The organism is Streptomyces sp. NPDC127197, from assembly GCF_042672405.1.
GTDB classification, from domain to species: Bacteria; Actinomycetota; Actinomycetes; order Streptomycetales; family Streptomycetaceae; genus Streptomyces; species Streptomyces flavusporus.
This window is the reverse complement of sequence record NZ_JBHXVG010000005.1, coordinates 369,892-384,165: the sequence shown is the minus strand read 5'-3', so window position 1 is coordinate 384,165 and position 14,274 is coordinate 369,892. Positions and strand designations below refer to the sequence as shown.

Annotated in this window: 13 protein-coding genes; 4 read left to right on the top strand and 9 right to left on the bottom strand. The window is 69.8% G+C overall.

The window, feature by feature from the left end:
* The first annotated feature begins 99 nt into the window (after window positions 1–99).
* The 4 genes from ACFVJQ_RS11170 to ACFVJQ_RS11155 are packed head-to-tail and all read left to right on the top strand — an operon-like array spanning window position 100 to window position 3,441.
* Window positions 100–1,071, top strand: a complete 972-nt coding sequence (locus ACFVJQ_RS11170; RefSeq protein ID WP_385510013.1) for an ABC transporter substrate-binding protein — start codon at window positions 100–102, stop codon at window positions 1,069–1,071.
* Complete coding sequence (locus tag ACFVJQ_RS11165) at window positions 1,068–1,841, top strand: ABC transporter permease (protein ID WP_385782777.1); 774 nt, start codon at window positions 1,068–1,070, stop codon at window positions 1,839–1,841. Before ACFVJQ_RS11170 ends, ACFVJQ_RS11165 begins: the two co-directional genes overlap by 4 nt.
* Window positions 1,838–2,617: an ABC transporter permease gene (locus tag ACFVJQ_RS11160; RefSeq protein ID WP_385510011.1), complete on the top strand. Its 780-nt coding sequence runs from the start codon at window positions 1,838–1,840 to the stop codon at window positions 2,615–2,617. Before ACFVJQ_RS11165 ends, ACFVJQ_RS11160 begins: the two co-directional genes overlap by 4 nt.
* 20 nt (window positions 2,618–2,637) lie before the next feature.
* A complete protein-coding gene (locus ACFVJQ_RS11155) occupies window positions 2,638–3,441 on the top strand; it encodes an ABC transporter ATP-binding protein (protein ID WP_385782774.1) in 804 nt (267 codons plus the stop codon).
* Here ACFVJQ_RS11155 and ACFVJQ_RS11150 read toward each other — a convergent pair.
* The 9 genes from ACFVJQ_RS11150 to ACFVJQ_RS11110 form a co-directional block, all read right to left on the bottom strand.
* Window positions 3,410–5,578 carry a discoidin domain-containing protein gene (locus ACFVJQ_RS11150; protein WP_385510009.1) on the bottom strand — a complete coding sequence of 723 codons (2,169 nt, stop codon included), beginning with the start codon at window positions 5,576–5,578 and terminating at the stop codon, window positions 3,410–3,412. The two genes, ACFVJQ_RS11155 and ACFVJQ_RS11150, sit on opposite strands and share 32 nt — an antisense overlap.
* Before the next feature lie 48 nt (window positions 5,579–5,626).
* Complete coding sequence (locus tag ACFVJQ_RS11145) at window positions 5,627–7,201, bottom strand: glycoside hydrolase family 13 protein (protein WP_385510008.1); 1,575 nt, start codon at window positions 7,199–7,201, stop codon at window positions 5,627–5,629.
* A 32-nt stretch (window positions 7,202–7,233) separates the two neighbouring features.
* A complete protein-coding gene (locus ACFVJQ_RS11140) occupies window positions 7,234–8,097 on the bottom strand; it encodes a carbohydrate ABC transporter permease (protein WP_385510006.1) in 864 nt (287 codons plus the stop codon).
* On the bottom strand, window positions 8,094–9,050 hold the full coding sequence (locus ACFVJQ_RS11135) for a carbohydrate ABC transporter permease (protein WP_385510005.1): 957 nt from the start codon (window positions 9,048–9,050) through the stop codon (window positions 8,094–8,096). Before ACFVJQ_RS11135 ends, ACFVJQ_RS11140 begins: the two co-directional genes overlap by 4 nt.
* A gap of 6 nt (window positions 9,051–9,056) precedes the next feature.
* Window positions 9,057–10,406, bottom strand: a complete 1,350-nt coding sequence (locus ACFVJQ_RS11130; RefSeq protein ID WP_385782769.1) for an ABC transporter substrate-binding protein — start codon at window positions 10,404–10,406, stop codon at window positions 9,057–9,059.
* 122 nt (window positions 10,407–10,528) lie between these two features.
* On the bottom strand, window positions 10,529–11,527 hold the full coding sequence (locus ACFVJQ_RS11125) for a LacI family DNA-binding transcriptional regulator (RefSeq protein WP_385510002.1): 999 nt from the start codon (window positions 11,525–11,527) through the stop codon (window positions 10,529–10,531).
* A 63-nt stretch (window positions 11,528–11,590) separates the two neighbouring features.
* Window positions 11,591–12,289 carry a GntR family transcriptional regulator gene (locus ACFVJQ_RS11120; RefSeq protein WP_385510001.1) on the bottom strand — a complete coding sequence of 233 codons (699 nt, stop codon included), beginning with the start codon at window positions 12,287–12,289 and terminating at the stop codon, window positions 11,591–11,593.
* A 52-nt stretch (window positions 12,290–12,341) separates the two neighbouring features.
* Window positions 12,342–13,343, bottom strand: coding sequence for a proline racemase family protein (locus ACFVJQ_RS11115; RefSeq protein ID WP_385510000.1), 1,002 nt, complete (start codon window positions 13,341–13,343; stop codon window positions 12,342–12,344).
* A gap of 13 nt (window positions 13,344–13,356) precedes the next feature.
* A complete protein-coding gene (locus tag ACFVJQ_RS11110) occupies window positions 13,357–14,253 on the bottom strand; it encodes a dihydrodipicolinate synthase family protein (protein ID WP_385782764.1) in 897 nt (298 codons plus the stop codon).
* Window positions 14,254–14,274: the final 21 nt, after the last annotated feature.

Genomic DNA, 14,274 nt, shown 5'->3' with positions numbered 1-14,274 from the left:
GCGGTCGGGCAGTTCTACTTTCCCGCTGAGCACGAAATGAGCACCACTGTGCGCTGTGCGCACACCTGTCGGAACACCGTTGTCTGTACAGGAGGAGCCATGCGTCGTCCACTCGCCGGTCTGGCCGTCGGTGCTCTGTTGCTCGTCACGGCGGCCTGTGGCTCGTCCGACGGCTCCGGTGAATCGGGCAAGGGCACGTCGTCCGACGGCACGACCACCGTCAAGGTGGGGCTCATCCCCATCGTCGACGTCGCCCCTCTCTACCTCGGTCAGGAGAAGGGCGTCTTCGACAAGCACGGCCTGAAACTGGAGATGACCACCGCGCAGGGCGGCGCGGCGATCGTGCCGGGTGTGGTCAGCGGACAGTTCCAGTTCGGCTTCTCCAACGTGACTTCGCTACTGATCGCCCAGTCCACCAACGTGCCCGTCAAGGCCGTCGCCAACGGCAACGCGTCAACCGGCGAGCCGGGCAAGGACGCCTGGGCGATCACGGTCAAGGAGGACAGCCCGATCAAGTCCCCGAAAGACCTTCAGGGCAAGAAGGTCGCCATCAACACGCTGAAGAACATCAACGAGACCGCGGTGCGCGCATCGGTGCGCAAGGCGGGTGGCGACCCCGACAAGGTGGAGTTCGTCGAGCTCGCCTTCGACCAGATGCCCGCCGCTCTCGACGGCGGGCGGATCCACGCCGCCATGGTGGTCGAGCCCGCGCTCGCCACCGTCAAGAGCCAGGGTGGCCGGGAGATCGCCTCGCCCATGGTCGATGTCGCCCCGGACCTCACCGTCGCCATGTACTTCACCTCCACGCAGTACGCGCAGCAGAACCCGGACGTGGTGAAGAAGTTCCAGGAGGCCATGGCGGAGTCCCTCGCCTACGCCGACTCCCACCCGGACGAGGTCCGCGAGATCATCACCACGTACACGAAGATCCCCGCACCGGTGCTGGAGCAGGTGACCCTGCCGAAGTGGCCGGCCGAGGCGAACCGCTCCTCCATCGAGGCGTTGCAGAAGCTCGGGGAAGAGGACGGCCTGTTCGACTCGCCGCCGGATCTGGACCAGCTGCTGCCGTGAGGGGCGTGAACCTCGCACTCGGTGCGGCCGGGCTCGCGGCCTTCCTCGCCCTGGGCGAGGCGGTGCCGCGTCTCGGCCTGGTCAAGGACGACCACTTCCCGCCCACCACCCGTATCGCCGACGCCCTCGGCCGGGAGGTCACGGACGGCGCCTTCTGGACGGCGCTCGGCGACACCCTCACCGGCTGGGCGCTGGGCCTGGCGGTCGCGGTCGGCGCGGGAGTCGCGGTCGGGCTGGTCGTGTCGGTCGTGCCGTACCTGCGCGAGGCGACGGCGTCGACGATCGAGTTCCTGCGCCCCATCCCGTCCGTCGCGCTGATCCCCCTGGCCGTGCTGCTGTACGGAACGGAACTGCGTTCGGTGCTCCTGCTGGTCGTGTACGCGGCGTTCTGGCAGGTGCTGATCCAGGTTCTGTACGGCGTCCAGGACGTGGACCCGGTCGCCGACGAGACGGCACGGTCGTACGGCCTGGGCACCTGGGCGCGGATCCGCCATGTGCTGTGGCCGACCGCGCTGCCGTACGTCATGACCGGCGTGCGGCTGGCGGCGGCCGTCGCGCTGATCCTCGCCGTGACCGCCGAACTCGTCATCGGCGCACCTGGGCTGGGCGCCCGTATCGCGGTCGCGCAGACCTCGCAGGCGGTGCCCGAGATGTACGCGCTGATCGTGGTCACCGGAGTGCTGGGGCTGTTGATCAACGTGGGCGCGCGGACAGTGGAACGGCGGACGCTGGCCTGGCACCAGTCGGTGCGCGGGGAGGTGGCGGTGTGAGACACGTACTGCTGCGGCTCGTTCTGGTGCTCGCCCTGCCCATGGTGCTGATCGTGGTGTGGTGGGTGGCGTCCGACGGCAGTACGAACGTGTACTGGCCGCCCCTGCGCACGATCCTGGAGTCGTTCCCCGAGGTGTGGACCGGCGAGCGGCTGCGGACGGACGTACTGCCCAGTGTGCTGCGGCTGGCGGGCGGCTGTGCGGCGGCCGCCGTGGTGGGCGTGGCGCTCGGCACGGTCATCGGCTCCTACCGCCGGGTGCGGGCGGTGTGCGAGCCGGTCCTGGAGTTTCTGCGGGCCGTGCCGCCACCCGTGCTCGTCCCGGTCATCATGCTGTTCGCCGGCATCGGCGACACGATGAAGGTGACCGTGATCGCGAGCGGCTGCGTGTGGCCGATCCTCCTCAACACCGTCGAGGGCGTCAGGGCGGTGGACCCGGTGATGGCGGAGACGGCCCGTTCCTACGGCATCACGGGCGTGGCCCGCCTGCGCAGTGTCGTCCTGCGGTCGGCGAGCCCGCAGATCTTCGCGGGGCTGCGCCAGGCGCTGTCCATCGGCATCATCCTCATGGTCATCAGCGAGATGTTCGCCGCGAGCAACGGACTGGGGTTCACCATCGTCCAGTTCCAGCGCGGTTTCGCGATTCCCGACATGTGGACCGGGATCCTGCTGCTGGGTCTGCTCGGCTTTGTGCTGTCGGTCGTCTTCCAGCTGGTCGAGCGGCGGGCGCTCGGCTGGTACCACGGGCTGCGCGCCGCCACGAGGCGGTCGCCGTGAACCTCGGGAAAGGGCGGTCCATGCTGGACGTACGCGGCCTGAAGAAGGTGTACGAGGGTTCGGGGCGGCGGGTCGAGGCGCTGCGCGACCTGACGTTCACCGTCGATGCGGGGGAACTGGTCTGTCTCGTCGGCCCGTCGGGCTGCGGCAAGACGACCCTGCTGAAGTGCGTAGGAGGGCTCCTCGCTCCGACGGCGGGCGAGGTACGGCTGGCCGGGCGGCCGGTGAACGGGCCGCCGCCCGGGATGGCGTTCGTGTTCCAGGAGTACGGGCGGAGCCTGTTCCCCTGGATGCGGGTCGGCGAGAACGTCGGACTTCCCTTGAAACAGAAGGACCTGAGCAAGACGCGACGCCGGGAACTGGTCACGGACGCCCTCGCCTCGGTCGGGCTCGCGGACGTTGCCGGGGCGTATCCCTGGCAGCTGTCCGGCGGTATGCAGCAGCGGGTGGCCATCGCCCGCGCGCTGGCGTACGAGCCGGATGTGCTGCTGATGGACGAACCGTTCGCGGCAGTGGACGCGCAGACGCGGGCCGACCTGGAGGATCTCGTACGACGGCTGTGGCGGGAGCGCGGGATCACGATCCTGTTCGTCACCCACGACATCGACGAGGCCGTGTACCTCGGGGAACGGGTGGTCGTGCTGTCGGCCTCCCCCACCGTCGTACAGGAGCAGCTGAAGGTCGATCTGCCCGCGAAACGCGACCAGTTGCACACCCGGGTGGCCCCGCGCTTCGCCGAGCTGCGGACCCATGTGTACGAGCAGATCCAGGCGGCGAAGCGCGGGAGTCCGGTCATGAAGTCGGATACGCCTCCACCTCGCTGAACTGGCCGGCGGGCCAGCCGGTGTTGGCGGTGACGTGCAGCCTCAGGTAGCGCAGGTTCGTACCGCTCGGCAGGGATACGGTGACCGTGTTGCCGGTCGCCGGGTCGAAGCGGTGGCCCTGCGAGGCGACCACCGTCGAGTACGTCGAGCCGTCGGTGCTGCCCTGCACGGAGAACGTCTGGGTGCGGGCCTGCCACGCCGAGGACGGCGGCAGCTTGAGCACCAGCCGGCGGACGGCCTCGGTCGAGCCGAGGTCCACCGTCAGGGACTGCGGGAAGGCGTTGTTGGCGGACTCCCAGTAGCTGTTCGCGTCGCCGTCGACCGCCTTGCCGGGCGTGTAGATGTCCTGGGAGCCGGTTGCGGTGGCCGGGCGGCCCTTGGCGAGGTTGCGAGTGGGGTCGGGATCGGGGTTGCCCTGGTCCGGTTGCGGCCAGGTCGAGCAGTCCGACCAGGTGCTGCTCCAGCCGGAGTTGCCGCCGCCGTCGGTGAGCGTAAAGGTGCCCGAGCCGGTCGGGTAGGGGCAGTTGTAGACGCCGGCGGCGCCGACGCCGGTGGCGGTGACGTTGCGGAAGGTGGCGGCGCCCTGGCTCTCGGCCTGGACGACGACCGTGCCCGTGTTGCGGACGGTCGCACCGTCGACGGTGATGTTCTTCGCCGCGTACCCGCGCCCGCTGCCGGAGACGAACTCGAAGGCGCTGTACGGGCTGTCGGAAACCGTCGTGTTGGTGATCCGCACCTGGGCCTCGATGGCGCTGTCGTAGGAGTCGACGCGCAGCGCGCCCATCGGGTGGTTCCAGTTGGGGTTCATCGCGCCCGTACGGACGAGGGTGTTGCCGTCGACCGTGATCGTGCCGGCCAGCGGGTGGAACGGGTCGAGGAACTTCTGGTTGGAGATCGCGATGCCGCTGCCGAGGGCGTTGGTGTCGGAGACCAGGTTGTCCTTGACGGTGATGTCGGTGCCGCCGTAGATCGCGATACCGTTGGCGAGGTTCGGCTGGGTGATCGTGTTGTTCTCGAAGCTGCTGCCCTGGTTCGGTGCGTACAGCGACCACATGGCGAGCGCATCGTCGCCCTGGTTGCGCAGGAAGTTGTTGCGGACCTTGACGCCGCGGGCGTTGCCGTTGAGGTTGAGGCCGTCGGCCGTCATGTCGAGGAAACGGTTGTTCTCGACGACGAGGTTGTCGTTGGTGCCCATCAGCCACAGGCCGACCTTGAGGTGCTGGAGCCACATCCCAGAGACGGAACTCCCCGGGCCGAGGGACCCGTTGACGAAGTTGTCGGGGTTGGAGTCGACCCGCTCGGTGACCTCGCCGATGACCGCGAAGTCCCTGATGTGGACGCTGCCGGAGGAGCTGGGCTGGTCGATGAAGCGTGAGGTGCGCACGATGGAGTGCCAGTGACCGGCGCCCTGGAGGGTGACGTTCTGTACGCCGCTCAGGGACGACGTCAGGCGGTACTCGCCCGGCGGGATCCACACCACCCCGCCCTGCGCCGCGGCGATGGCGTCCCGGAACGCCTGCGTGGAGTCGCCCTGGCCGCTGGGGTCGGCGCCCTTGGAGGTGACGGACACCGAGCCGGCGGGCTGCGTGGCGGGCGCGGCCGCCTGCTCGAAGTCGGCCACGTCGACGGTGACCTGGGTGTTCGTCGCCTGGAAGGCGACCTTGTCGCCCGGCTGCACGTTCTGACCGAGCAACAGCCGGGCGTTGTCGTAGAAGTGATGGGTCTTCGCGCCGGGGATCCAGCCGGTGTCGACGTACGAGTACTTGGAGGTGACGGCGAGCGTCTTCGCGAGCTTGGTTCCGTTGACATACACGTCGAGCGTGCCGGACTGGCCGTCGGGGACGCTGTAGGCGACGTTCACGGCGTTGGCCGCGCGGGGCACGGTGAACTCGACACGCTGCCCCGCGGCGAGGCGGACGGCCTGCCGGCCGGAGGCCTCGGAGGCGAGGGTGCCCTGGATGTGGTCGGGGCCGATCTTCGAGCCGGTGGTGGGCGCGGACTCGGCCTCGACGGAGGTGAAGGGCAGGATGGCGCCCGCGGCGGCCTGGGCGGTGGGTGCGCTCAGGGTGACGAGCATGCCGGCGGCCAGGGCGACCGTGACACCGATGGCCGGCGATCTGAGGCTGTGCCTGTGCATGTGCTGATCCCTTCGTGGTGGGGGTGTTCGGGATAGCGCGTCGCGGTGTCAGGAACGCAGCCACACCGCGGTGTCCTTCGGCAGTCGGCCCTGGTCGTCCAACGGGCCGCTGCCGAGCAGGAGTTCTGTGTGCGCAGGTAGGTCGGTGGCCCGGTCGGCGAGGTTCACCACGCAGGTCACGCCCTCCGCGCGGGTGAAGGCGAGGACCCCCTCGGGGGCGGACAGCCAGGTGAGGGGGCCGTCGCCGAAGACCGGGCGGATGCGGATCGCCCGGCGGTAGAGGCTGAGCATCGAGCCCGGGTCCTGCGCCTGACGGTCGGCGGCGTACGCGGGCCAGTCGGCGGGCTGCGGCAGCCAGGGCTCGCCGCCGAACCCCGCATGAGGGGCCTCGGCAACCCACGGCAGCGGCACGCGGCAGCCGTCGCGGCCCGGGTCGGTGCCGCCGGAGCGGAAGTGCATCGGGTCCTCGATGCGGTCCCGGGGGATGTCCGCCTCGGGCAGGCCGAGCTCTTCGCCCTGGTAGAGGTAGACCGCGCCGGGCAGTGCCAGGGAGAGCAGGGCGGCGGCGCGGGCGCGGCGGGTGCCGAGTTCGAGGTCGGTGGGGGTGCCGAAGGCCTTGGTGGCGAAGGCGAAGGCGGTGTCCTCACGGCCGTAGCGGGTGACGGTACGGGTCACGTCGTGGTTGCACAGCACCCAGGTGGCGGGCGCACCGACCGGAGCGTGCTCGGCGAGTGTCTCGTCGATCGACGTACGGAGGCGGTCGGGGTCCCACGGGCAGGACAGGAAGGAGAAGTTGAAGGCGGTGTGGAGTTCGTCGGGGCGCAGATAGCGGGCGAAGCGTTCGGTGTCGGGGAGCCAGACCTCGCCGACGAAGACGCCGCCGTGCTCGTCGGCGATCCGACGCCAGGAACGGTAGATGTCGTGGAGTTCGTCGCGGTCCACGTAGGGGTGCGGGTCGCGGCCCTCGACGAAGTCCGGCAGACGGGGGTCCTTGACGAGGAGGGCGGCCGAGTCGATACGGACGCCGGCGACCCCGCGCTCGAACCAGAAGCGCAGGATGTCCTCGTGTTCCTGGCGGACCGCCGGGTGCGCCCAGTTGAGGTCGGGCTGCTCGGGGGCGAACAGGTGGAGGTACCAGTCGCCGTCGGGGAGCCGGGTCCAGGCGGGTCCGCCGAACTGGGACCGCCAGTCGTTCGGCGGCAGTTCACCGCGCCCGGCGCGAAAGTGGAACAGGTCCCGTTCCGGGCCGCCCTCGAGCGCCGCCCGGAACCACGGGTGCTGGTCCGAGACATGGTTCGGCACGATGTCGACGATCGTGCGGATGCCCAGCTCGCGGGCCTCGGCGATGAGCTTCTCGGCCTCAGCGAGGGTGCCGAAGGCCGGGTCGATGGCACGGTAGTCGGCGACGTCGTAGCCGCCGTCCTTCATCGGCGAGGGATACCAGGGGTTGAACCACAGGGCGTTCACGCCGAGTTCGGCCAGGTACGGCAGTCGGGCGCGGACGCCCGTGAGATCGCCGGTGCCGTCGCCGTCGCCGTCCGCGAAGCTGCGGACGTACACCTGGTAGATGACGGCGGAGCGCCACCAGTCGGCCTGCGTGAGGGCATGCGTGGGCTGTCCCACTGTGCCTGCCTTTCTGTGTGAGGGGTGCGGTGTCAGCCCTTGGTGCTGCCCGCGCTGATTCCGGCGATGATGTGCCGCTGGAAGATCAGGAACATGGCGACCATCGGGATGCTGGCGATGACCATCGCGGCGATGAGCACGGTCAGCTGGATGTTCTGCGACAGCTGCACCAGCGCCACGCTGATCGGCTGCTTGTCGGTGTCGGAGAAGACCATCAGCGGCCACAGGAAGTCCTGCCAGACCGCGACCAGCGCGAAGATCGACACGACGCCGAGCACCGGCCGTGACATGGGCAGCACGATCGACCACAGGATGCGCAGCTTTCCGGCGCCGTCGATCTCGGCGGCCTCCAGCACATCGCGTGGGATCTGGTCGAAGAACCGCTTGAGCAGATAGAGGTTGAAGGCGTTCGCGACAGCCGGCAGCCAGATGGCCAGGGGGTCGTTGAGCAGGCCCAGGTCGGCGACCGTGAGGTACTTCGGTACGACCAGGGCCTGGGCCGGGACCATGAGCGTGGCGAGGATGCCCCCGAGGATCACCTTGCCGAAGAGGGGCCTGAGTTTCGACAGGGCGTATGCGGCGGCCGTGCAGAACACCAGTTGGAACAGCCAGGCGCCGGCCGCCTGGACGACCGTGTTCCACAGGTGGGTCGGCAGCTGCATCAGATCCCAGGCGTCGGTGTAGCCGCTGAGGTGCCACTGCTCGGGCACCAGGGTGGGCGGGGTGCGTGCCACCTCGTCCGGTGACTTCAGCGCGCCGGTCACCATCCAGTAGACCGGGAAGAGGAAGGCGAGTACGAAGAGGACGACGACGCCGGTGAAGACGGTCCAGTAGACCGCCCTGCCGCGCGGGCGAGCCAGGGAGGCCGGGGAGACGAGGGTGCGGGCACTGCTCATGCGTCCTCCCCTTCGGAGCGGGTGAGCCGCAGGTACACGGCGGAGAAGGCGCCCAGGAACAGCAGGAGCAGGACGCTGAGCGCGCAGGCACCCCCGAAGTCGTTGTAGAGGAAGGCGTACTTGTAGATCAGGTACAGGACGGTGACCGTCGCGTTCTCCGGGCCGCCGCCGGTGATGACGAACGGTTCGGTGAAGACCTGCATCGTGGCGATAATCTGAAGGAGCATCAGCATCAGGATGACGAACCTGGTCTGCGGGATCGTCACGTGCCGGATGCGCTGCAGCAGGTTCGCGCCGTCCAGTTCGGCCGCCTCGTACAGCTCGCCGGGGATGGACTGGAGGGCGGCCAGGTAGATCAGAACGGTGCCGCCCATGTTGGCCCAGGTGGCGACGATGACGAGGGAGACGAGGGCGGTGTCGGCGCCGTTGGACCAGTTCGAGGCGGGCAGGTCGAGGAAGCGCAGCACCTCGTTGGCGAGGCCCGTCCCGGGGTCGTAGAACCACTTCCACAGCAGGGCGCTGACCACCGGCGGGATCATCACCGGCAGATAGACCACGACCCTGAAGAACGCCTTGGCGTGCCGGAGTTCGTTGAGGACGAGGGCCAGTACGAAGGGGATCGCGAAGCCGATCAGCAGGGCGAGCAGGGTGAAGGTGAAGGTGTTGCGCCAGGCGGCCGCGAACTCCGGGTCGTCGAAGACGCGGGTGAAGTTGTCGGTGCCGACCCATTCGGCCGGTGCGCCCGGCGTGTACTTCTGGAAGGCGATCACCACCGCGCGGATCGCCGGGTACCAGGAGAACAGGGCGAAGCAGACGAGTCCGCCGAGCAGGAAGGCGTACGCGCGGGTCTGATCGGCCAGGCGGCGCCGCCCCCCGTCCCCTGCCGGGAGCGGCGCCCGGACCGGGCGGACCGCGACCTTCTCGACGGTCCGCCGCTGAGCCGTCCTGGTCATCGTCCGTCAGCCCCGGCCCAGGATGCCGTCGATCTTGCCGGAGGCGTCCTCGAGGAGCTGGTCGATGTCGGCGTCCTCCTTGGTCAGGACGGCGGAGACGACACCGTCGAGGACGGAGTAGATCTGCTGGGCGCTCGGCGGCTCGATCTTCATCTCGAGGTCCTGGTTGCCGTCGAGGAAGGCCTGGTAGTTCTCCACGGGCACATTGGCGTTGGCCTGCTTGACCTGCTGGTCCTTCTCGTCGGCGGCGCCGGTGAACAGCCGCGGCTCGGGCAGGCCCACGGGTGCGTCGTTCTTCTTCGCGCGGGCGTAGTCGCCGAGGAATCCGTCGCCGGGAGTGAGGAACATGTGGTCGAGCCACTTGAGGCCGGCCCGGATCTGCTCGGGCGTGGCCTTCTTGTTGAACATGTAGCCGTCGCCGCCGACGAGAGTGGCCTCGCCGCCCGGCATCGGGGCGATGGCGATGTCCTCGTAGTCGGCGCCCTTCTCCTTGACCAGGATCGGGATGTTGTCGGGTGCGGCGAGGTACATGCCGAGCTTGCCGGACCCCATCATCTGCTGGACGTCGTTGATGACGAGCAGTTGTTTGCTGCCCATCGACTCGTCCGTCCAGCGCATGTCGTGCAGGGTCTGCAGGACCGCCCGGCCCTCGAGGGTGTCGACGGTGGCCTTCTTGCCGTCGGCGCTGACGACGTCACCGCCCTGGGAGTACAGCTCGGCGGTGAAGTGCCAGCCGCCCTGGTTCTGGGCGCTGTAGTCGGCGTAGCCGACGGTGCCGTCGCCGAGGGCGGCGATCTTCCTGGCGGCTTCCCGCACCTCGTCCCAGGTCGCAGGGGGCTGGGCGGGGTCGAGGCCGGCCTTCTCGAAGAGTGCGCGGTTGTAGATCAGGCCCATCGAGTAGCCGGTGCGCGGGATGCCGTAGATCTTTCCGTCGACGGTGTAGATGTCGCGCAGCTGCTGCTGGATGGTCTCGTAGCTCTTCAGCTCCTTGACGTACGGGGTGAGGTCGGCCGCCTGGTTGATGTCGACGACATGCCTGGCATCGGTGAAGTACGTATAGAAGACGTCCTCCATCTGACCGCCGGCGAGCTTGGCGTCGAACGTCTTGGGGTCCTGGCAGGGGAACGCGTCGTGCGGGACGACGTCGATGTCCGGGTTCTGCTTCTCGAAGGCGGCGATGTCCTCCTCGAAGAACTGCCGGTCGACCTTGGCGCTCTTGGGCGGCATGCAGTTGACCGTGATGCGGGTCTTCCCGCTCGCCGAGTCGTCCTTGTCGTCGGCCCCGCAGGCGGTCAGGGCGAGGGACGAACAGGCCATGAGCGTGAGGAGGGTACGGCGGAACCCGGTGCTACTCATCGGTGGACCCCTTTGGGCAGGAGCGGTGGGCGCCGCACACTCAAGCACCGCCGACATCGTCACGCAAGATGTCGCGCAGAATCTGAAATTATTGAACAGCCCTGTGGAATGTCCGCGGGATCTCAGTCGCGAGGGGCTTGTGCCGTGGAACCCCGCACCACCAGTTCCGGTTCGAACAGCAGCTCTTCGGCCGCCACGGAGCTGCCGCCGATCTGCGCATTGAGCAGTTCGACGACCGCCCTGCCCATCGACTCGATGGGCTGGCGGACGGTGGTCAGCGGTGGTTCCGTGCAGTTCATCAGCGCGGAGTCGTCGTAGCCGACGACCGAGATCTGTGACGGGACGTCAAGTGCCCTGCGCCGGGCGGCCCGTACGACACCGAGCGCGAGCGGGTCGCTGGCGCAGATGAACCCGGTGACCCCGCGGTCGATCAGCCGGGAGGCCGCCGCGTGACCGCCCTCGATGGAGAAGATGGCCCGTGCCACGCGCTCGTCCGGCAGATCCCCGGCGACGGCGCGCGCGGCGGCCAGCTTGCGCGCCGACGGCACATGGTCCCCGGGTCCGAGGACCAGCCCGATCCGCTCGTGACCGAGGGAGGCCAGATGCCGCCAGGCCTGTTCGACGGCGACCGCGTCGTCGCAGGAGACGCCCGGGAAGCCGAGGTGCTCGATGGCCGCGTTGACGAGGACGACCGGGATGTTGCGGTCGGCGAGCAGCCGGTAGTGGTCGTGCGGGGCGTCGGCCTGGGCGTACAGGCCGCCGGCGAAGACGACCCCGGAGACCTGCTGTTGCAGCAGCAGCGCGACATAGTCGGCCTCGGAGACGCCGCCCTTGGTCTGGGTGCACAGCACGGGCGTCAGGCCCAGCTGGGCGAGCGCCCCGCCGATCACCTCGGCGAACGCCGGGAAGATCGGGTTCTGCAGCTCGGGCAGGACCAGGCCGACGAGCCGGGCGCGCTCACCGCGCAGCTGGGTGGGCCGCTCGTAGCCGAGGACGTCCAGGGCGGACAGCACCGCCTGCCGGGTGGCTTCGGAGACTCCGGGCTTTCCGTTGAGCACCCGGCTGACCGTGGCCTCGCTGACCCCGACCTTCTTCGCCACTTCCGCAAGTCGTCGCGTCATGTGCGCAAGAATAGCGCAAGAACCGCAAGTGGCTTGCGTACCGCACCGTCCCGGTGCGGCCGGTCAGCTCCCCGGCGCCGCCCACTGCCCCCGCACGTGACCGAGGTGCCGGGTCATCACCTCGCGGACGGCCGGCTCGTCGCGCGCCAGCAGGGCGTCGAGGAGTTCAAGGTGCTCCTCGGCGGAGGCGAGCAGGCGTCCCGCCGCCACGAGGGCGGTGAGGCCGTACAGCCGGGAGCGCCCCCGCAGGTCGCCGACGACCTCGACGAGGTGGGCGTTGCCCGCGAGGGCGAGCAGCCCCAGATGGAACCGGGTGTCGGCCTCGACGTAGGCGATGAGGTCCCCGGCCGCGGCGGCGGTGACGATCTCCTGTGCGGCCGGGCGCAGCGCCTCGAGCGAGACCGGGTCCGCGGTCCTGGCCAGGTCCACGACCGTGGGGATCTCGATGAGCCGGCGGATGTGGGTGTACTCGTCGAGCTGTTTCTCGGAGACCGCGGTGACCCGGAAGCCCTTGTTGGGGACGGTGTCGACGAGGCCCTCCTTGGCCAGGTCCAGCAGCGCCTCGCGCACGGGGGTCGCGGAGACGCCGAAGCGGGCGGCCAGTGCCGGCGCGGAGTACACCTCGCCGGGGCGCAGTTCCCCGGCGATCAGCGCGGCCCGCAGCGCGTCGGCGACCCGCTCCCGGTAGCTGCTCTTCCTGCCGCCGAGGGCCGGCAGGGCGGGGGCAGCGGCGGAGGGGGTGCTGGTGCGCCGGGCGGGCATGGGGGCGTCTCCTTGTGCGGGCAGGGGTGTCGGGCGGACGGGGCGCGGACGGTCAGAGGACGAAGCCGGCCGGGAAGGGGTCGGTGGGGTCGAGCAGGTACTGCGCGGTGCCGGTGATCCAGGCGCGGCCGGTGAAGCTCGGCAGGACGGCAGGGACACCGGCCACCTCGGTCGTGCCGAGCAGCCGTCCGGTGAATCGCGTTCCGATGAAGGACTCGTTCACGAACTCGGTGTGCAGGGGCAGTTCGCCGCGCGCGTGCAACTGTGCCATGCGCGCGCTGGTGCCCGTACCGCAGGGCGAGCGGTCGAACCAGCCGGGGTGGATCACCATCGCGTGCCGTGAGTGGCGGGCGGTGGCACCGGGGGCGTACAGGTGGACGTGGTGGCAGCCGCGGATGGACGGGTCCTCGGGGTGTACCGGTTCCGCCTCGGCGTTGACGGCGTCCATGAGGGCGAGGCCGGCCTTGAGGATGTCGTCCTTGCGGGAGCGGTCGAAGGGCAGGCCGAACTGCTCCAGCGGGAGGATGGCGTAGAAGTTGCCGCCGTAGGCGAGGTCGTACGTCACCGTCCGCCCGTCGGGGAGCGTGGCCTTGCGGTCGAGGCCGACGCTGAAGGACGGGACGTTGGTGAGGGTCACCGCCTGCGCGGCGCCGTCCTTGACCGCGACCTCGGCGACGACGAGCCCCGCGGGGGTGTCCAGGCGGATGGTGGTGACGGGCTCGACGACCTCGACCATGCCGGTCTCGACGAGGACGGTGGCCACGCCGATCGTGCCGTGCCCGCACATCGGCAGATAGCCGGAGACCTCGATGTAGACCACGCCCCAGTCGCAGTCCGGGCGGGTCGGCGGCTGGAGGATCGCGCCGCTCATCGCGGAGTGGCCACGCGGCTCGTTCATCAGCAACTGCTTGATGTCGTCGCGGTGTTCGCGGAAGTACAGCCGGCGCTCGTTCATCGTGGCGCCGGGGATCGTGCCGATCCCGCCGGTGATCACCCGGGTGGGCATGCCCTCGGTGTGCGAGTCGACGGCGTGCAGGACGAGTGTGCTGCGCATGGGACGGGCTCCTTCAGGCGAGCCCGGCCGCCACGGCCTTCTCCGTGGCGGCTCGGACGACGGCTTCCTGCTCGGGCAGCAGCGGGACACGGGGCGGACGGCAGCGGCCGCCGTGGCGGCCCACCACATCCATGGACAGCTTGATCGCCTGCACGAACTCGACCCTGGAGTCCCAGCGCAGCAGCGGGTGCAGCTGCGCGTAGAGCGACCTGGCCGTCGCGAGGTCCCCGTCGACGGCGGCGCGGTACAGCTCGACGGTCGACCTCGGCAGCGCGTTGGGGTAGCCGGCCACCCAGCCCTTCGCGCCTGCGATCGCGAGCTCCAGCAGGACGTCGTCGGCGCCGATCAACAGGTCCAGGTCGGGGGCGAGTTCGGCGATCCGGTAGGCGCGGCGCACATCGCCGGAGAACTCCTTGACGGCGTGGATGTGGCCCTCGCCGTGCAGCCGTGCGAGGAGTTCGGGTACGAGGTCGACCTTGGTGTCGATCGGGTTGTTGTACGCCACGACCGGCAGGCCGGCCTTCGCGACCTCGGCGTAGTGCGCCACGACGGACCGCTCGTCGGCGCGGTAGGCGTTGGGCGGCAGCAGCATCACGGCGGCGCAGCCCGCCTCGCGCGCCTGCTCGGCCCAGCGCCGGGCCTCCGCCGAGCCGTACGCGGCGACCCCGGGCATCACCCGGTCGCCGCCGATCGCGGCCACGGCCGTCTCCACGACCTTGGCGCGTTCCTCGGGCGTGAGCACCTGGTACTCGCCGAGGGAGCCGTTGGGGACGACGCCGTCGCAGCCGTTCTCGATCAGCCAGGCGCAGTGCTCGGCGTATGCGTCGTGGTCGACGGAGAGGTCGTCGGTCAGCGGGAGCGCGGTGGCGACGAGGACGCCGCGCCAGGGTCGGTTCTCGGTGACGGTCATCTGCGGTGTGGTCCCTCTCCA

What these genes read in the sequence shown, in the direction of transcription:
- ACFVJQ_RS11155 (WP_385782774.1), top strand. Translation starts at nt 2,638, where the DNA reads ATGCTGGACGTACGCGGCCTGAAGAAGGTGTACGAGGGTTCGGGGCGG.
- ACFVJQ_RS11130 (WP_385782769.1), bottom strand. Translation starts at nt 10,406, where the DNA reads ATGAGTAGCACCGGGTTCCGCCGTACCCTCCTCACGCTCATGGCCTGT.
- ACFVJQ_RS11110 (WP_385782764.1), bottom strand. Translation starts at nt 14,253, where the DNA reads ATGACCGTCACCGAGAACCGACCCTGGCGCGGCGTCCTCGTCGCCACC.
- ACFVJQ_RS11135 (WP_385510005.1), bottom strand. Translation starts at nt 9,050, where the DNA reads ATGACCAGGACGGCTCAGCGGCGGACCGTCGAGAAGGTCGCGGTCCGC.
- ACFVJQ_RS11125 (WP_385510002.1), bottom strand. Translation starts at nt 11,527, where the DNA reads ATGACGCGACGACTTGCGGAAGTGGCGAAGAAGGTCGGGGTCAGCGAG.
- ACFVJQ_RS11115 (WP_385510000.1), bottom strand. Translation starts at nt 13,343, where the DNA reads ATGCGCAGCACACTCGTCCTGCACGCCGTCGACTCGCACACCGAGGGC.
- ACFVJQ_RS11120 (WP_385510001.1), bottom strand. Translation starts at nt 12,289, where the DNA reads ATGCCCGCCCGGCGCACCAGCACCCCCTCCGCCGCTGCCCCCGCCCTG.
- ACFVJQ_RS11170 (WP_385510013.1), top strand. Translation starts at nt 100, where the DNA reads ATGCGTCGTCCACTCGCCGGTCTGGCCGTCGGTGCTCTGTTGCTCGTC.
- ACFVJQ_RS11140 (WP_385510006.1), bottom strand. Translation starts at nt 8,097, where the DNA reads ATGAGCAGTGCCCGCACCCTCGTCTCCCCGGCCTCCCTGGCTCGCCCG.
- ACFVJQ_RS11150 (WP_385510009.1), bottom strand. Translation starts at nt 5,578, where the DNA reads ATGCACAGGCACAGCCTCAGATCGCCGGCCATCGGTGTCACGGTCGCC.